Origin of the sequence: Streptomyces sp. NPDC097107 (assembly GCF_044762405.1) — a bacterium.
GTDB lineage: Bacteria > Actinomycetota > Actinomycetes > Streptomycetales > Streptomycetaceae > Streptomyces > Streptomyces thinghirensis.
Genome location: NZ_JBIWEF010000001.1, coordinates 2,501 through 18,374 on the forward strand (window position 1 = coordinate 2,501; position 15,874 = coordinate 18,374).

General features: G+C 69.5%; 18 protein-coding genes and 1 pseudogene. 10 read left to right on the forward strand and 9 right to left on the reverse strand.

Features of this window, described 5'->3' with window-relative positions:
* Positions 1–37: 37 nt before the first annotated feature.
* From ACIQ1J_RS00015 to ACIQ1J_RS00030, 4 genes are all read left to right on the forward strand, one after another.
* Positions 38–1,504: a recombinase family protein gene (locus tag ACIQ1J_RS00015; protein ID WP_403552700.1), complete on the forward strand. Its 1,467-nt coding sequence runs from the start codon at positions 38–40 to the stop codon at positions 1,502–1,504.
* Between the two features lie 260 nt (positions 1,505–1,764).
* Entirely contained in the window at positions 1,765–1,965 is a 201-nt protein-coding gene (locus tag ACIQ1J_RS00020) for a hypothetical protein (RefSeq protein ID WP_403552702.1), read from the forward strand.
* Positions 1,949–2,473, forward strand: a complete 525-nt coding sequence (locus ACIQ1J_RS00025) for a DUF6879 family protein (protein WP_403552704.1) — start codon at positions 1,949–1,951, stop codon at positions 2,471–2,473. Before ACIQ1J_RS00020 ends, ACIQ1J_RS00025 begins: the two co-directional genes overlap by 17 nt.
* Positions 2,470–3,303 (forward strand): helix-turn-helix domain-containing protein, encoded by an 834-nt coding sequence (locus ACIQ1J_RS00030; RefSeq protein ID WP_403552706.1) that lies wholly within the window; start codon positions 2,470–2,472, stop codon positions 3,301–3,303. Before ACIQ1J_RS00025 ends, ACIQ1J_RS00030 begins: the two co-directional genes overlap by 4 nt.
* Before the next feature lie 511 nt (positions 3,304–3,814).
* Here ACIQ1J_RS00030 and ACIQ1J_RS00035 read toward each other — a convergent pair.
* The 3 genes and pseudogenes from ACIQ1J_RS00035 to ACIQ1J_RS00045 form a co-directional block, all read right to left on the reverse strand.
* Positions 3,815–4,138, reverse strand: coding sequence for a hypothetical protein (locus ACIQ1J_RS00035; protein WP_403552708.1), 324 nt, complete (start codon positions 4,136–4,138; stop codon positions 3,815–3,817).
* A gap of 484 nt (positions 4,139–4,622) precedes the next feature.
* Entirely contained in the window at positions 4,623–5,234 is a 612-nt protein-coding gene (locus ACIQ1J_RS00040) for a DNA-3-methyladenine glycosylase (RefSeq protein ID WP_403553768.1), read from the reverse strand.
* 12 nt (positions 5,235–5,246) lie between these two features.
* Positions 5,247–5,506 (reverse strand): annotated as a pseudogene (locus tag ACIQ1J_RS00045) (DNA-3-methyladenine glycosylase); the annotation flags it as partial.
* A gap of 151 nt (positions 5,507–5,657) precedes the next feature.
* On the opposite strand from ACIQ1J_RS00045, the gene ACIQ1J_RS00050 reads away from it, so the two are divergent.
* The 3 genes from ACIQ1J_RS00050 (at position 5,658) to ACIQ1J_RS00060 (ending at position 7,740) form a co-directional block, all read left to right on the forward strand.
* Entirely contained in the window at positions 5,658–6,440 is a 783-nt protein-coding gene (locus tag ACIQ1J_RS00050; RefSeq protein WP_403552710.1) for a sporulation protein, read from the forward strand.
* Positions 6,441–6,489: 49 nt separating this feature from the next.
* The gene (locus tag ACIQ1J_RS00055) at positions 6,490–7,029 is read left to right on the forward strand and encodes a YbhB/YbcL family Raf kinase inhibitor-like protein (RefSeq protein ID WP_210964723.1); all 540 of its coding nucleotides are present in this window, start codon (positions 6,490–6,492) and stop codon (positions 7,027–7,029) included.
* 204 nt (positions 7,030–7,233) lie between these two features.
* Entirely contained in the window at positions 7,234–7,740 is a 507-nt protein-coding gene (locus ACIQ1J_RS00060) for an HNH endonuclease (protein WP_403552713.1), read from the forward strand.
* Between the two features lie 67 nt (positions 7,741–7,807).
* Here ACIQ1J_RS00060 and ACIQ1J_RS00065 read toward each other — a convergent pair whose 3' ends face one another.
* The 3 genes from ACIQ1J_RS00065 to ACIQ1J_RS00075 form a co-directional block, all read right to left on the reverse strand.
* On the reverse strand, positions 7,808–8,758 hold the full coding sequence (locus tag ACIQ1J_RS00065; protein ID WP_210964721.1) for an SPFH domain-containing protein: 951 nt from the start codon (positions 8,756–8,758) through the stop codon (positions 7,808–7,810).
* A gap of 167 nt (positions 8,759–8,925) precedes the next feature.
* Positions 8,926–9,357: an NfeD family protein gene (locus ACIQ1J_RS00070; RefSeq protein WP_210964720.1), complete on the reverse strand. Its 432-nt coding sequence runs from the start codon at positions 9,355–9,357 to the stop codon at positions 8,926–8,928.
* 54 nt (positions 9,358–9,411) lie between these two features.
* The gene (locus ACIQ1J_RS00075; RefSeq protein ID WP_403552716.1) at positions 9,412–10,209 is read right to left on the reverse strand and encodes an ABC transporter ATP-binding protein; all 798 of its coding nucleotides are present in this window, start codon (positions 10,207–10,209) and stop codon (positions 9,412–9,414) included.
* Between the two features lie 152 nt (positions 10,210–10,361).
* Here ACIQ1J_RS00075 and ACIQ1J_RS00080 point away from each other — a divergent pair, with 152 nt between their 5' ends.
* Positions 10,362–11,150, forward strand: coding sequence for a hypothetical protein (locus ACIQ1J_RS00080; protein WP_403552718.1), 789 nt, complete (start codon positions 10,362–10,364; stop codon positions 11,148–11,150).
* A gap of 419 nt (positions 11,151–11,569) precedes the next feature.
* Here ACIQ1J_RS00080 and chpE read toward each other — a convergent pair whose 3' ends face one another.
* The 3 genes from chpE to ACIQ1J_RS00095 form a co-directional block, all read right to left on the reverse strand.
* A complete protein-coding gene (chpE, locus tag ACIQ1J_RS00085; RefSeq protein WP_403552720.1) occupies positions 11,570–11,815 on the reverse strand; it encodes a chaplin ChpE in 246 nt (81 codons plus the stop codon).
* A 166-nt stretch (positions 11,816–11,981) separates the two neighbouring features.
* Positions 11,982–12,623, reverse strand: coding sequence for a response regulator transcription factor (locus ACIQ1J_RS00090; protein WP_210964716.1), 642 nt, complete (start codon positions 12,621–12,623; stop codon positions 11,982–11,984).
* Positions 12,616–13,788 carry a GAF domain-containing sensor histidine kinase gene (locus tag ACIQ1J_RS00095; protein ID WP_403552723.1) on the reverse strand — a complete coding sequence of 391 codons (1,173 nt, stop codon included), beginning with the start codon at positions 13,786–13,788 and terminating at the stop codon, positions 12,616–12,618. Before ACIQ1J_RS00095 ends, ACIQ1J_RS00090 begins: the two co-directional genes overlap by 8 nt.
* Positions 13,789–14,004: 216 nt before the next feature.
* Here ACIQ1J_RS00095 and ACIQ1J_RS00100 point away from each other — a divergent pair, with 216 nt between their 5' ends.
* Together ACIQ1J_RS00100 and ACIQ1J_RS00105 are read left to right on the forward strand one after the other, a co-directional pair.
* A complete protein-coding gene (locus tag ACIQ1J_RS00100; RefSeq protein ID WP_403552724.1) occupies positions 14,005–14,703 on the forward strand; it encodes an SDR family NAD(P)-dependent oxidoreductase in 699 nt (232 codons plus the stop codon).
* Positions 14,700–15,743, forward strand: coding sequence for an S-adenosylmethionine:tRNA ribosyltransferase-isomerase (locus ACIQ1J_RS00105; RefSeq protein ID WP_403552726.1), 1,044 nt, complete (start codon positions 14,700–14,702; stop codon positions 15,741–15,743). The genes ACIQ1J_RS00100 and ACIQ1J_RS00105 overlap by 4 nt, the downstream gene beginning before the upstream one ends.
* Positions 15,744–15,874 lie beyond the last annotated feature (131 nt).

The window sequence follows — 15,874 nt, forward strand, 5'->3', positions numbered from 1 at the left end:
TCATCAGCAAGGCGACGACAAGGAGGGGAGACAGGCAGTGCGAGCGATCATCTACGCCAGGCTGAGCCCAACCCCGAGAGGCGAGGAGTCCAAGGGCGGGAACCTGAAGCAACAGGTCGAACTGAGCCAGGCGCTGTGCGACCGGAACGGCTGGACGGTCATAGAGGTCATCACGGAGAAGGACTCTTCGGCCTCGAAGTTCCGCTTCGTCGAGGGTCGCAAGGTGTCGGCTCGCGGTGAAGGCTGGAGGCGCGTGGTCGAGCTGGTGCGTACGGGTAAGGCCGAAGTCGTCGTAGCCAGGCACTACGACCGCCTCTACCGCACGACACGGGACCTGGTCGAGCTGGTGGACCTGGCCGAGGAGACCGGCGTTCATCTGGCCGCCGCCCAGGCTCAGGGCGTCCTGGACTTGGCTACCCCTTCGGGTCGTCTGGCCGCTCGCATCGGCGCTGCGGTAGCCGAGAACGAGACCGAGATGAGAGTGGAGCGTCAGGTGCTTGGTCATCAGCGCCGCAGGGAGTCGGGCAGGCCCTTCTGGAGCACTCGCCCCTTCGGCTTCGAGCGCAACGGCACCCATCGCGATGAGGAGGCGGAAGCCCTGCGGCAGGCGTACCGAGATGTCCTGGCCGGTGTCTCCCTGTGGTCCATCGCGAAGGACTGGAACGCTCGCGAGCTGCTCTCGCCACACGGCAACGAGTGGCGTAGCTCGAACCTCCGGTCTGTCCTCTTGAAACCGAGGAACGCGGGCATCCAGACCTACTCCCAGTGGGTCGAGAAGCCGGACGGGAGGCGCGTGCGAGTGACCGAGGAGACCGGCCCAGGCAACTGGGAGCCGATCGTCTCCGAGGGCGTGTTCCGGGCTCTGGCGCGCTACCTGAGCGACCCTGAGCGCAAGACCGGCGGCGGAGGGAAGCGTAAGGCGCTGTTGTCCGGCGTGGTCCGCTGCTCGAAGTGTCAGGCCGTCGTGACGCAGGGGTGGAGTAAGAAGAACGCGGCAGGCGAGCGGTACAGGATTTACACCTGTTCAGGGGGCCGGTGCATCACATGCCCGGCGGACCCCCTTGACTCCTTCGTGGTCCGGAATGTCATCACCAGGGCCGAGGAGTGGAGCCAGGCTCCGGCCACGGATGCCGCGGACGAGGAGCGCGAGGCCGAGCTACTGGCCGAGGAGGTAGCCACATCCGAGAGGCGTACCGCCTTGGCGGAGATGTTCGCCGTAGGGGACATCGACGCAGCGACCATGCGCGCAGGCATCGGCAGGTGTGATGCCGAGCTGGCGAAGGTCCGGACCGAGCTGGCAGACCTGGCAGCGAAACGGGTACGCGTCGACCTGGGCGACATCGAGTACCTGTGGGAGGAGCTGGACTACGAGGACCCCGACCGGATCGACTACGTGCGGACCGTCGTCATGCAGGTCTGCGAGCGAGTCGAGCTGATGCCGCGCGGTCGAGGGGTCCGAGCCTTCCAGGCCGAGCACTGCCGGATCACGTTCCGGAACCCCTGAGATCCGATCACGGAGAGCCGAGCCGACTGTCGGCGCTCAGTGAGCACGGGCCCTGTCTGACGAGAGTCGGGCGGGGCCCTTCGTCATACCCGGCGAGGAAGAACCGGACATCCCTCAGAGCCTCTGTGCGCCCCTCTCGCCCCCCACTTCATGCAACAACGTGCATGAGTCACGTCCGCGCATGGGCGGCGGCCGCAAGCGGCCCCCGTACGGTCGTCTCAGACGGCCCCGACCGGGCCGACAAGTCAAGGGGGTTCCGCATGGCACGCGAAGAACTGACTCGGCTGACTGGCAACGGCACGTGTGGAGAGGATGACTGCCCGAACGTCTACCGCACCGCGTCCGGCTCCATCGTGGTTCAGGGCGACGTGTCCGACGCCTTCACTCCCCCGCAGGGGGAAGCGCTCGTGGAGATCCCCGAGAGCGTTCTTCGGGAGGCCGTTCGTGCTCTTGGATGGTGAAGAGTGGCGCGCGATGCTCCGGGGCTTCCAGTCGGAAGCGTGGCGGCTGGAGACCCTGCCCCAGTACCTCGTACCGCAGGAGGCGGAAGAGCTTGAAGCCTTCCGCGCAGGGAAGCGCGTCGACCCAGACACCTACTCATCCGCGTACACGGAAGACCTGAAGCGGCTGCGCGGCGAGGGAAGGAGCAAGGGGCGAGTGCATGTCCTGACTCGACCGCTCTCCGAGTACCTCCGCTTCGAGTTCTCCCGGTACTACGCCCCGCACGTGCTCGCCGGGGAGGACATCCGCATCCTTGACGTGACCGAGCGAGAGAACCCTTTGTCGGATGTCGAGGACTTCTGGATGTTCGACCGCTCGACGGTCGTTCTCATGAAGTACGAGGACGACGGAACGCAGATCAGCCGGGAGCTGTACGAGGGTGACCCTGCGCCGTTCATCGAGTGGCAGCGCATCGCCGTTGCCGAGTCGGTTCCCTTCCTGGAGTACGCGGAGCGCGTGACGCAGTGACGTTCGAAGCTGAGCAGCTTGGCGAGTCTGGTACCGAACTCGCCTCTCTGCTTCGGGACTTGCGTAAGCGAGCCGGCCTCTCAGGGGACCGGCTCGCAGCGCGCTGCAACATGTCCCAGTCGAAGGTGTCTCGTATCGAGAACGGCCGGACACGGCCGTCCCTGGTCGACGTCGAGCAGATCTTGCGAGCGCTGGAAGCTCCGCCGGAACTGGTCGCCGAGGTCTCCGCCCTTGCCAGGATGGCGAACACCGAGTGGCGGAACCTCCGAGAGCTTCGGCGCAAGGGGCTCGGTACGAGACAGGCCGAGCTGAAGTCGCTCGAAGCGTCCTCTACGCACATGCGCTACTTCCTGCTCTCGATGGTCACCGGGCTGCTCGCAACACCGGAATACGTACGGGCGAGCCTGGCTCACTCGACGGCCGACACAAGCAAGGCCGTAGCGGGGAAGCTGGGACGGCAAGCCGTCCTCTACGACGCCTCGAAGCGGTTCACATTCGTTCTGACCGAGCAGGCGGTTCGCTGGCCGGTCGTATCCCCGCTGGCGCTGGCCGAGCAGATGGACCGGCTGGCGTCCCTGTCCTACCTCCCGAACGTTCAGATCGGGGTGATCCCCGTAGGGACACCGACGCCCCGAACCCCTCTGAGTACGTTCACCATCTACGACGCCGCGTTGGTCACCATCGAGACGACGGCGGGAAGTCTCGTACTCCGCGACGGCCGAGATGTTCAGTCGTACCTGAAGGAGTTCGCCGGGTACGAGGAACACGCCCTCTTCGGCGAAGACCTTCGGGCACGGCTCGCCGAGTGGTCGACCGCTTGCCGTTCATGATCTTCAGTCCACAACGCGCATGAAGCACGGACCCGTGCGAATTCCAAGGGATCATCTTTCGGTAGATACGCAGTCGGGAGGCCGTACGGGATGAGTACACCAAAGACGACGATGGCGGGACCAGTGCACCTGACAGCTCCGGTAGGGGAGCCGGACCCTGTGGCAGGTTGCGGCGTATGCCTCGGCATCGCTGTGACTCGGACCAACGCGCGATCGGTCGGGGACTACTCGAAGGTGTCCGATGCGAACGTCGTCCTCCGGACACACATGCGGGAAGAGCACAGGGCCGAATGATGGTGCGCTCCGTCATGCGGTACGTGAAGCACAGGATCACGCAGCACCCGGACACTGACGTGACTTTCGAGGCAGAGTGCCTTCACTTCAAGAGAGATCAAGAAGGGAGGGCACGTCTTTCCTGGTCAACGCCCTGCGCTTACAGGCGTCGCGTGTCGTTCGATCGGCACGCGTGGCGTGTCGGTGCTCCGATCGACCGACAGACCTCACGTGTGGGCTACGGCGTGAAGCGCTTCACCGGGCGTATGCCGTGCTCGTCACAGGTTCTGTCCCCGATGCCCTTCTGGAAGTGGTACATGGACAGCACGAGGCATCGGCGGGTGGACTCTACCTCGATGAAGCCCCACCCCTTGGCCTTACGCACGTGGTTGTTCACGGCGTTGTTGCTTGGCACCCTGTCGGCCAGGATCTTGTTCAGCTCCCCCGGCGGGAACTCGGCGTGGCCGATCTGGTTCGCCCATCCCATGGCCGCGTACTCGACGCGGTGGGCGTAGTCGAGGCGCGGGTGTCTCGCTCGCCGCTTGTACTCCTCCTGAGACACGGCGGCGAAGTCACCTTCGAACTGAAACGGGATACGTCCCACTATTGGCAGTCCCTTCCTGTGAGGCGCACACGGGTGCGCCAGTGCCCCCCGCCGGATGGCGGGACATGTGCCTCCCTTTCGTTGCGGGGGCGGACCGGGCATGGATGGCGCGGTCTCTCTTCACAGGTGGACGCCCAAGCCTTCGGGCCTGGACTCGGTCTCGTGCGGTCGGGAGCGACGGCGGCGACCTGGCCGAGGGATCTTACGCGAAGGCGGGAGGACCCCGTTCAGGTCAGGGAACCCTCCCGTGTGGTGCTGCTCTGTTCAGCCATCCGCTGATGTACCCGGCCATCCCCCACCCGTCCGACCCGAGTCGGCGCACGTCGGCAGTCACTCGACCGGCAAGGACGGCGCCACGCGCCACGCTCGCGAGCGATCACCCATCTTCCGGCCCAACTCCGCACCGACTCACCGGCGAACCGTGAGCCAGGCACACAGCCGCTCAGGATCCGGCGGGCGGTTTGGCTCTCGGGCTCAGTCGGTACACCGAGACCGTTGGATCACTGGCGAGGTAGAACCGGTGTTGCCAGTCGTGGGCCTTGCTCACGCCTACCCGAGGACCAACCTGGATGAGCGCGGTGGGTACCGGCTCACCCTCGGACAACATGACCGAGGTACCTGTCAGGAGGTCTGCGCCGTTGTGCTTTCCCGTGATGCCGAGCGCCTGGCAGAAGTTCCCCGGACCTCGGGCAAGACGTGGGCTCTCGACCCCCTCCCCTCGCCGCTTGCGTGCCAGGTCCTCCCCCTCGATGACCCTGCCTGCCCGGATGAGGACAGCTGAGGCGATGCCATCCGTCCCGGTGACGATGTTGGCGCACCAGTGGAGACCGTGGGACCGGTAGACATACAGGTGTCCTGGGGGTCCGAACATGACGGCGTTACGGGGTGTCCGGCCTCGGTAGGCATGGGAAGCTGGGTCTGCCGTACCGGAGTACGCCTCGGTCTCCGTGATGGCGATGCTCACGGTTCCCTCGGGGGTCTTGCAGGTGAGGACGCTCCCGAGCAGCTTGGGGGCGACTTCTTCAGCAGGATGGGCGAGGAGGTCAACGTTCATGCTGACCGCCTCGGCATGCCATAGGGGAAGTAGACGTACACGTGGCCGGGGGGACCGAACATCACTTCGTTGCGGGGCGTGCGACCGCGGTAGGCGTGGGAGCCGGGGTCGTTCTGACCGTCGTAGGCCTCGACCTCTGCCAGGCGGAGGGCGATCGGACCGTCCGGGGTGTCGCGCACCACGATGCGGCCCAGGAGGTCCGGGGCCACCTCGAGGACGGGCCGGTCGAAGAAATTTCTGGGCAGAGGCGTACGGTCGGGGCTCGCGATCATGCTGTCCGAGCGTAACGCAGCCGGGTCCGTGCGCGAGGTGGCCAGGAAGCTCCAAGCTCCGCCTTGCCACGGTGTGGGGCGCGGAACCGGTCACGGCCGAATCGCGTTTGTAGGGATCAGGGGTTCACACAAAGCCTGGAGAGGGAGAGACATGGCGTTCAAGAAGCTGCTCGCGAGCCTGGGGGCCGGCGGGGCTTCGGTCGAGACCGTGCTGAGTGAGGTCAACGTCGTTCCGGGCGGTGTCGTCCAGGGCGAGGTGCGGATCCAGGGCGGGTCCGTCGACCAGCAGATCGAGGCGCTGTCGGTCGGGCTGCAGGCCAAGGTCGAGGTGGAGAACGGCGACCAGGAGTACAAGCAGGACATCGAGTTCACGAAGAGCCGGCTCGGTGGTGCCTTCGAGCTGAAGGCGAACGCCGTACACGCCGTGCAGTTCGGGCTCGAGATTCCGTGGGAGACGCCGATCACGACGATCGACGGGCAGACGCTGCGCGGGATGAACATCGGCGTGACCACGGAGCTGGAGATCGCGCGCGCCGTGGACTCCGGTGACCTGGACCCGATCAACGTGCACCCGCTGCCGGCGCAGAAGGCGATCCTGGACGCGTTCATCGGGCTGGGCTTCCGCTTCAAGAGCGCGGACATGGAGCGGGGCCACATCCGCGGTACGCGGCAGAAGCTGCCGTTCTACCAGGAGATCGAGTTCTTCCCGCCGCAGCAGTACCGGGGCCTGAACCAGGTCGAGCTGAGCTTCGTCGCCGACGCTCAGGCGATGGACGTCGTACTGGAGATGGACAAGAAGCCCGGGCTCTTCAGCGAGGGCAGCGACACGTTCCGTTCCTTCCAGGTGGGGCTGAACGACTACCAGGGAACCGACTGGACGGCGTACCTCAACCAGTGGCTGTCCGAGGTCGGCAGCAAGCGGAACTGGTTCTAGGGGTTCTAGGCTCGGACCCCACTGCACCGAACGATCAGGAGGTACCGAGGTGACCGAGCTCAAGCGGCGGCCGCTCCCCCATGACTTCCACCCGCCCGTGCCGGCGTTCACGGTCACGAGTGAGGACGTCCAGGAAGGGGCGACGCTCAAGGACGCTCAGGTTCACGCGGCCGGCAACACCTCGCCGCAACTGCGGTGGGAGGGTTTCCCCGCCGAGACCAAGAGCTTCGCCGTGACCTGCTACGACCCGGACGCCCCGACGGGCAGCGGATTCTGGCACTGGGTGGTGTTCGACATCCCGGTCTCGGTGACCGAGCTGCCGGTGGGCGCGGGCAGTGGCAAGTTCGAGGGGCTGCCGGAGGGGGCCGTACAGGCACGCAACGACTTCGGCAGCAAGGACTTCGGCGGTGCCGCGCCGCCTGCCGGGGACGGGCCGCACCGGTACGTCTTCACGGTGTACGCCGTGGACCAGGAGAAGCTGGGGCCGGACGCGGAGGCTACCCCGGCGTTCGTCGGCTTTAATCTGCGGTTCCACACGATCGCGCGTGCCCAGCTGATCGGTGAGTACGAGGTGCCCGCCGAGGGCTAGTGTTCCGAGCGTTCATGGAACGTTTGCCCGCCCCTGGTCCTGGAATGGATCAGGGGCGGGCATTTTTGTTGCCGGGGGGTGGCGTGGGGGAGCCTTTCCCCTCGCATGAGCAGCAGATATTGCGTTGTCCATCTCGGCGTGCCCGGCCAGAGTTGATCCCAGCCCGCCACGGGGTGGGCCGGTGCGCACGGGAGGTGGGCTGGTATGCGGGACACGTTGGTGCTGAACGCGAGCTTCGAGCCGTTGGCGACGGTGACGCTTAATCGAGCCGTCGTTCTGGTGCTCCAGGACAAGGCCGTCGTCGAACAGGCCCACCCCGAACTGCGGATGCGCGGAGCCGCGCTCGACATACCGGCGCCCAGGGTGATCAGGCTGTGCCAATACGTACGGGTGCCCTTCCGAAGACGCGCTCCGTGGTCGAGGCGGGGCGTGCTGGTCCGGGACCGGCACCGGTGCGCATACTGCGGGCGGCGGGGGACGACCGTCGACCACGTGGTGCCGCGGTCGCTCGGCGGGCAGGACACATGGCTCAACACGGTGGCTTCGTGTGCTGAGGACAATCACCGGAAGGCGAACCGGACGCCCGAGCAGGCGGGTATGCCGCTGCTGCGGGAGCCGTTCGAGCCGACGCCTGCCGACGCGATGCTTCTCGCCCTGGGTCAGGACGACTTCGACGCGTTGCCGGAGTGGCTCGCCCAGCCGGCCGCGTAACCCACACGTCGATGGGGGCGTACCTCTGGTGAGAGGTACGCCTCCATCGGCGTAGTGGGTACCGACGTCAGTCGATGGACGGCTTCTCGCGCCGCTCCTGGGCCGGGACGTTCGCGCCGCCGCCGCTGCCCGAACCGCCGCCCATACCGCCGAAGTTGCCCATGGCGCCGGACAGGCCCTTGAGGGCGTCACCGATCTCGCTGGGGACGATCCAGAGCTTGTTGGCGTCGCCCTCGGCGATCTTCGGGAGCATCTGGAGGTACTGGTAGGAGAGCAGCTTCTGGTCCGGGTCGCCGGCGTGGATGGCCTCGAAGACCGTGCGGACGGCCTGGGCCTCGCCCTCGGCGCGCAGTGCGGCGGCCTTGGCCTCACCTTCGGCGCGCAGGATCTGGGACTGCTTCTCACCCTCGGCGCGCAGGATCTCGGACTGCCGGACGCCCTCGGCCTGGAGGATCGCGGCGCGCTTGTCGCGGTCGGCGCGCATCTGCTTCTCCATCGAGTCCTGGATGGAGGTGGGCGGTTCGATGGCCTTGAGTTCCACACGGTTGACGCGGATGCCCCACTTGCCGGTGGCCTCGTCGAGGACGCCGCGCAGGGCCGCGTTGATCTCCTCGCGGGAGGTGAGGGTCCGCTCCAGGTCCATGCCGCCGATGATGTTGCGGAGTGTGGTGACGGTCAGTTGCTCGATGGCCTGGATGTAGCTGGCGACCTCGTACGTCGCGGCGCGGGCGTCGGTCACCTGGTAGTAGATGACCGTGTCGATGTTGACGACCAGGTTGTCCTGGGTGATGACCGGCTGCGGCGGGAAGGGGACGACCTGTTCGCGCAGGTCGATGCGGTTGCGGATGGTGTCGATGAACGGGACGACGATGTTGAGGCCCGCGTTCAGTGTTCGCGTGTAGCGGCCGAAGCGCTCGACGATGGCGGCGCTGGCCTGTGGGATGACCTGGATGGTCTTGATCAGGGCGATGAAGACCAACACCACCAGGATGATCAAGACGATGATGACCGGTTCCATCGTGGTTGTCCGTCCCCTTCTCCGCCTCGGCGCTCCGGCAGATCCTATCGGCCCTGACTGGCACCCTGACTACTGCTGATCCTACGGCTGTTGAGGATCTTGCTGGTCGAGTCTGACAGACCGTCGTGTACCGCGGAGGGTGTTCGGTCCACTTGTGTCCGGCGAGGTCACATGATGATCGCCGTGGCCCCCTCGATGTCCACGACGTCCACTTCCTCGCCCGTCTCGAAGGTCCGCCCGGCGTCGAGTGCGCGTGCCGACCAGACTTCTCCGGCAAGCTTGATCCGCCCGCCTGAGCCGTCGACCCGCTCCAGTACGACGGCCTGTCTGCCCTTCAGGGCGTCCACGCCCGTGGCCAGCTGGGGCCGTTGGGAGCGGTGCCGGGCGGCGATGGGCCGCACGACGGCGATGAGGGCGACCGAGACGATGACGAAGACGAGTACCTGGACGACGGCGTCCGCGCCGAACCCTGATGCGACGGCGGCGGCGACCGCGCCGACGGCGAGCATCCCGAACTCCGGCATCGCGGTCACGACGAGCGGGATTCCGAGCGCTGCCGCGGCGACGAGCCACCACACCCATGCGTCGATGTCGTTCACGTGGTCATGGTAGGTCCGGGTGACGTGTCGGGGACAGGGCGCACGGGGGGCGGGTCAGGACAGGGGGAGCCCCTGTGCGGTCCAGCGGTCGCCGACCTGCTCGACGACGAGCGGGAGCCCGAAGCAGAGGGAGAGGTTGCGGGAGGTGAGTTCGAGCTCCAGCGGGCCCGCGGCCATGATTTTGCCCTGACGGATCATCAGGACGTGCGTGAAGCCCGGGGCGATTTCCTCGACGTGGTGGGTGACCATGATCATCGAGGGGGCGATCGGGTCGCGGGCGAGGCGGCCGAGGCGGCGGACGAGGTCTTCGCGGCCGCCCAGGTCGAGGCCGGCGGCGGGCTCGTCCAGGAGCAGCAGCTCGGGGTCGGTCATAAGGGCGCGGGCGATGAGTGTGCGCTTGCGCTCGCCCTCGGAGAGGGTGCCGAACTTCCGTTCCAGGTACTCGGTCATGCCCAGGCGGTCGAGGAAGGCGCGGGCGCGCTGCTCGTCGATGTCCTCGTACTCCTCCCGCCAGCCGGCGGTCATGCCGTAGGCGGCGGTCAGCACGGTCTGCAGGACGGTCTGGCCCTTGGGCAGCTTGTCGGACATGGCGATGCCGGCCATGCCGATGCGCGGGCGCAGTTCGAAGACATCCGTGCCGGGCTTGCCGAGAGTCTCGCCGAGGATGGTGGCGGTGCCGTTGCTGGGGTAGAGGTAGCTGGACGCGACATTGAGGAGCGTGGTCTTGCCGGCGCCGTTGGGGCCCAGGATGACCCAGCGCTCACCCTCCTTCACCGACCAGGAGACCTGGTCCACCAGAGCCCGGCCCTCGCGGACCACGGATACGTCCTGAAGCTCCAGAACATCGCTCATGAGCGCGTTGTCTCCCCTTGCATTGTGGCCGGTCTCGGCTGTCGCGTACGCCTCTGGCTCGGGTCGCCGCGCCGGTGGGCGCAGGCCCTCCAGGAAATCTACGCCACCGGTCGGCTTCACCGTTCCATCGGTCCGGTCCTTAGGGTGGGGGCATGCTCTCGGAACCACGCGCAGGGCGCCTCGCAGCCTGGGGAAATGCCCTTATTGCCGGAATGGTCTCGCCGGACGACGCCGCGGTCGCGATTGTCGGCGACGACGCGGTGCACCGGGTGGAGGCGCTGCCGGGCGAAACGGCACCGGTCGGTCTCACGCTGGCGCTGGGGCGGCTGCGGGCGCTCGGGGCGACCGGGCTGCGGGTGGCGCTGCCCGCGCCGGGGCATCCGCTGGGGCTGAGCGGGCCGCCGGAATTCAACGCGCGGGCGCTGGAGGCCGAGGAGGCGGTGATCTGTCACGGTGCCGCGCTCGGGCTGGTGCCGGAGGTGTACGAGGCCGGGCCCGAGGGTGACGTGCATGTCGAGGTCGTCTGGCACTGCCTGCCGGTGCGGGAGGCTCCGCCGGCGGATGTGCCCTCGCTCGGGGAGGCGGAGCGGGAGCTGGCGGAGGCGCTGCGGGACGCGACGGAGATGCTGACGCGGCTGGACGTGGCCGGGTCGGGGCCGGTGGCGGAGGCGGCGGTCGCGGCGTACCGGGCGCGGGCGGAGCGGGGGCGGGAGGTTCTCGTGCCGGGGTACCCGCCGCGGGCGGTGCGGGTGCTGGAGTTGGCGCAGCGGGTGGGGGCGCTGGTGTCGCTGGCGGGTGCGAACGGGCACGGGGGTGCGGTGAGCGCGTCCGAGATGGTGGCTCGGGGGGAGGCGTTGCGGCCGGTGGAGCGGACGGCTCGGCGGGCGCAGGTGGCGGCGTACAACTCCGTTGTGGAGGAGCGGGAGCGAGGGGTGCGGTGACGTCCCTTGGTTGTGCGGGGGCGTTTGTTGGTGGGGCGGGGGCGTTTGTTGGTTGTGCGGGGGTGCCGCTCGGGGTGCGGTGACGTCTGTCGGTGGGGGTGCCCGGCGTCGGGGTGGACCGGGGGTGGGGTGCGCGGCCCGGCGATGGCGGGGTGCCGCTGCGCCCACCCGTGCCGCCCCAGCGGCACGACTGCCCGCGGCTGGGGCGGGGTGGCGGAGCACGGCTGCCCGCGGCTGGGGGCGGGCAGTGCTGCCCGTGGCTGGCGGGGCGGGGCACGGGTGCCCGCGGCTGGCGGGGCGGGGCACGGGTGCCCGCAGTTGCTGCGGCGCTTGGCTGCCCGTGGCTGGGTGGGGACGCGGAACGCGACCGGCCTCCCGGGTGGGGGCCCGGGAGGCCGTGGTTGGCTTGGTGGCCTGGGTCAGTGGTTGACGCCGAGGTTGCCGAAGGCCGGGTTCAGGACGCCGATGACGTTGACGCTGTTGCCGACGGCGTTCACCGGGATGTGGATCGGCGCCTGGACGACGTTGCCGGAGGCGACGCCCGGGGAGCCGACGGCCTCGCCGTGGGCGACCGAGCCGTCGGTGGCGGAGGCCATGCCCGCGCCGGCGGCGATCAGTCCGCCGGCCACCATCGTCACGGCCGCTGCCTTCTTCAGGTTCTTCACTTACAAGCCCTCCTTGCGATTGCCGCGGCAGTCGCCGCAGTACGCACTGGAGAACGGTCGGGCGCCGGAGAGGATGCGCCATTCGGGGGACATTCCCACGACGGTATGAATCTCCGACCGGAGGGGAACCCTCCGAGTTGCCGCCGCGTACGGGGGCAGGGGGTGGTCAGCCGGTCACACCGTGGCGCACGGCCCACAGTGCGGCCTGGGTGCGGTCCGCGAGATCGAGTTTCATCAGGATGTTCGAGACGTGGGTCTTCACCGTCTTCTCGGAGAGGACGAGGGCGCGCGCGATCTCCCGGTTGGAGCGGCCGTCCGCTATCAGGCCCAGCACCTCGCGCTCCCGCTCCGTGAGGGCACCCGCTCTGCCCTGCCCGGAGTTGTTCTCCTCCTGGGACAGCAGGGCGCCCGCGACCTCGGGCTGGAGCAGGATGTGGCCGGCGTGGACGGAGCGGATGGCGCCCGCCAGCGCGTCGGGATCGACGTCCTTGTAGACGTAACCGGCCGCGCCCGCCCGCAGGGCCGGGACGACGGTGCGCTGCTCCGTGAAGCTGGTGACGACCAGCACGCGCGCGCGGTTGTCCAGCTCGCGGAGTCTGCGCAGCGCGTCGACGCCGTCCATGCCCGGCATCTTGACGTCCATGAGGATCACGTCGGGCTTCAGCTCCTCGGCCCGGTCGACGCCCTCGGCGCCGTCCGCGGCCTCGCCCACCACCTCGATGTCGTCCTGCACCTCCAGGAAGGTGCGCAGGCCCCGGCGGACCACCTGGTGGTCGTCGACGAGCAGCACCTTGATTGCGTCAGCCACCGGGGGCCTCCATCTCGATCGTGGTGCCCTTGCCGGGCGCCGATTCCACGGTCAGCCTGCCGCCGGCGCCGCTCGCCCGGTCCCGCATCGAGACCAGGCCGAGGTGGCGTCCCGCCCGGCGCACCGTGCGTGTGTCGAAGCCGCTGCCGTCGTCGGTGACCCGCAGCACGGCGCCGGCGCCGCGCCGGCGCAGCGTCACGTCGACGTGCTCCGCCCCGGAGTGGCGCAGGGCGTTGTGCAGTGCTTCCTGGGCGACGCGCAGCATCGCCTCCTCCTGGGCGGCGGGCAAAGCTTTGACCCCGTGGCCGGTGAAGGTCACGCGCGCGGTGTGGGCGCGGTCCAGGACGTGGATCTGGGTGCGGAGGGTGGCGACGAGGCCGTCCTCGTCCAGGGCGGCGGGGCGCAGCTCGACGACGGCGGCGCGCAGCTCGTCGGCGGCCTCCGCGGCGAGCGCGGCGACCTGCTGCAGCTCGCCCTTGGCGCGCGCGGGGTCACGGTCGACGAGGGTGGCTGCGGCCTGGGCGGTCAGGCGCAGCGAGAAGAGCTTCTGGCTGACCGCGTCGTGCAGTTCGTGGGCGAGGCGGGAGCGCTCCTCGGCGATGGTCAGTTCGCGGCTGCGTTCGTAGAGGCGGGCGTTGGTGAGGGCGATGGCGGCGTGCTGGGCGAGGATGCCCAGCAGTTCCTCGTCGTCCGCGGTGAAGCCGCAGCCGCCGGTCGGCTTCGGACACGGGGTGGGGTGTCCCTCCGCATGGCGCAGCTTGTTGGCCAGGAACAGCGCGCCGATGACCTCGTCGCCGTCGCGGATCGGCAGTCCCAGGAAGTCGACCAGGTCCGGGTGGGCCGACGGCCAGCCCTCGAATCGGGGGTCCTCGCGGACGTCGCCGAGACGCTGGGGGGTGGCCTCGTGCAGCATCGCGGCGAGGATGCCGTGCTGGCGCGGCAGGGGGCCGATGGCCTTCCACTGCTCGTCGCTGACGCCGTCGACGACGAACTGGGCGAAGCCGCCGTGGTCGTCGGGGACGCCGAGGGCGGCGTACTGCGCGTCGAGCAGCTCGCGGGCCGAGGCGACGATCGTCTTGAGGACGTCGCGCACCTCGAGGTGCCTGCTCATGGCCAGCAGCGCGGAACTGACCGCGGCGAGGCCGGACCGGGGGCCGTGACTCATGTCCTCACGGTACCGGCGGGGTGTGACTCCGGGATCGGGCCTGTGACCGCCTCGCCTAGGGCGGTAGGCCTAGGTCCCGGGTCCCGCCCGCCGGTCCTAGGGCGAAGGACCCCGCACGGTTGCGGCCCGTGCCCGAGGCGGCCGGTGCGGCGCGGTTCCTACGTTGAGGATCACGCCGGCCGCTCAGGAGGCGTGGACGACGAGGGGACGTGTGTCATGCCGGTTGCGATCATCACGGGAGCTTCGAAGGGACTGGGGCGGGCGCTGGCCGAGGCTTTGGCGGCGCGGGGCTGGGACCTGGTGCTGGATGCCAGGACGCCGACGGTGCTCAGGGAGACCGCGGCGGCGCTGGAGGCGTACGGAACGCGCGTGACGGCACTGCCCGGGGACGTCACCGACGCCGGGCACCGGGCCGGGCTCATCGCGGCGGCCCGGCGGCTGGGCGGGGTGGATCTGCTGGTCAGCAACGCGAGCGCGCTGGGCGCGGAGCCGCTGGTGCGGCTGGCGGAGCTGCCGCCGGCCGGGCTGCGGCGGGCCCTGGAAGTGAACGTCGTGGCCGCGCTGGGCCTGGTCCAGGAGGCGCTGCCGTTGCTGCGTGCGGCCCCGGCCGGCGTGGTGCTGACGGTCAGCTCGGACGCCGCGGCGGAGGCGTACGAGACGTGGGGCGGTTACGGGGCGTCCAAGGCGGCCCTGGACCAGCTGGCGGCGGTGCTGGGCGCCGAGGAGCCGGGGCTGCGGGTCTGGGCGGTCGATCCCGGGGACATGGCCACCGACCTGTACGCGGCGGCCGTACCGGACGACGACGATCCGCGGCCCGACCCGGTGAATGTCGTCCCGGCGCTGCTCAGGTTGCTGGACGAGCGGCCGGCCAGCGGTCGCTACGGTGCTCCGGCACTGCTGGAGGGACCGCGATGACGCCGGCGCTGCGCGTTCCGGAGGAGCTGTCGGCCCGGGTCCCCGCCGAACAGCGGGGCCCCGGGCTGGACCGGGACGGCGTACGGCTGCTGGTGTCGCGTGGGACCGAGGTCTCGCACCACGGGTTCCGGGAGCTGCCGGGGCTGCTGCGGGCCGGAGATCTGCTCGTCGTCAACACGTCGGCGACGCTGGCCGCAGCCGTCGACGGGCGTGTCGGGGGCACGCCCGTGGTGGTGCACTTCTCCACGCGCGGGGACGACGGCCGGTGGGCGGTGGAGCTGCGGGCTCCCGACGGAAGCGGCACCACGCGCGCGCGTGCGGGCGGGCCGGAGGGGACGGAGGTGCGGCTCCCCGGCGGTACGCGGCTCGTGCTGGAGGAGCCGTTGAGTACGCGCGGGGAGCGGTTGTGGTGGGCCCGGGTGTCGGGGGCGGGGGTGCCCGTGGTGCTGCGGGAGTACGGACGGCCCATTCGTTACTCCTATACGGAGCGGGATCAGCCGTTGACCGCGTACCAGACCGTGTTCGCGCTGCCGTCCCCGGACGGGACGGGCAGCGCGGAGATGCCGAGCGCGGCACGGCCCTTCACGGCGCGGCTGGTGGCGGAGCTGGTGAGCCGGGGGGTGCAGTTCGCGCCGGTGACGCTGCACACGGGGGTGGCTTCCGCGGAGTCGCACGAGCCGCCGTATGCGGAGCGGTTCTCCGTGCCCGAGGCGTCGGCACGGCTGATCAACACCGCCGGGGCCGGTGACGGGCGGGTGGTGGCGGTGGGGACGACGGCCGTGCGGGCGGTGGAGTCGGCGGCCGGCGCCGACGGGGTCGTACGCGCCCGGGCGGGGTGGACCGATCTGGTCGTGACTCCGGAGCGCGGGGTGCGGGTGGTCGACGGGCTGCTGACGGGGCTGCACGAGCCCGAGGCCTCGCACCTGCTGATGCTGGAGGCGGTGGCGGGCCGGGCGGCGATCGACCGCGGGTACGAGGCGGCGGTGCTCGGTCGCTACCTGTGGCACGAGTTCGGGGACGTGCATCTCCTCCTGCCGTAGGGGCTGCCGTGGGAGGGGGTGCGCAGGCCCTCACGCGCTGCATTGCTTCCGCAACCAAGTGTGAGAACGGCGGGGGGCGCATGTGAGCCCGCGCATAGGGCGCACGTCACGTACGAAGGGGAGTAGGAGAA

Coding starts and splice junctions, on each gene's coding strand:
- ACIQ1J_RS00075 (WP_403552716.1), bottom strand. CDS start 10,209: ATGAGCGATGTTCTGGAGCTTCAGGACGTATCCGTGGTCCGCGAGGGC.
- ACIQ1J_RS00065 (WP_210964721.1), bottom strand. CDS start 8,758: ATGGAACCGGTCATCATCGTCTTGATCATCCTGGTGGTGTTGGTCTTC.
- ACIQ1J_RS00060 (WP_403552713.1), top strand. CDS start 7,234: ATGCGGGACACGTTGGTGCTGAACGCGAGCTTCGAGCCGTTGGCGACG.
- ACIQ1J_RS00020 (WP_403552702.1), top strand. CDS start 1,765: ATGGCACGCGAAGAACTGACTCGGCTGACTGGCAACGGCACGTGTGGA.
- ACIQ1J_RS00080 (WP_403552718.1), top strand. CDS start 10,362: ATGCTCTCGGAACCACGCGCAGGGCGCCTCGCAGCCTGGGGAAATGCC.
- ACIQ1J_RS00100 (WP_403552724.1), top strand. CDS start 14,005: ATGCCGGTTGCGATCATCACGGGAGCTTCGAAGGGACTGGGGCGGGCG.
- ACIQ1J_RS00095 (WP_403552723.1), bottom strand. CDS start 13,788: ATGAGTCACGGCCCCCGGTCCGGCCTCGCCGCGGTCAGTTCCGCGCTG.
- ACIQ1J_RS00050 (WP_403552710.1), top strand. CDS start 5,658: ATGGCGTTCAAGAAGCTGCTCGCGAGCCTGGGGGCCGGCGGGGCTTCG.
- ACIQ1J_RS00040 (WP_403553768.1), bottom strand. CDS start 5,234: ATGAACGTTGACCTCCTCGCCCATCCTGCTGAAGAAGTCGCCCCCAAG.
- ACIQ1J_RS00105 (WP_403552726.1), top strand. CDS start 14,700: ATGACGCCGGCGCTGCGCGTTCCGGAGGAGCTGTCGGCCCGGGTCCCC.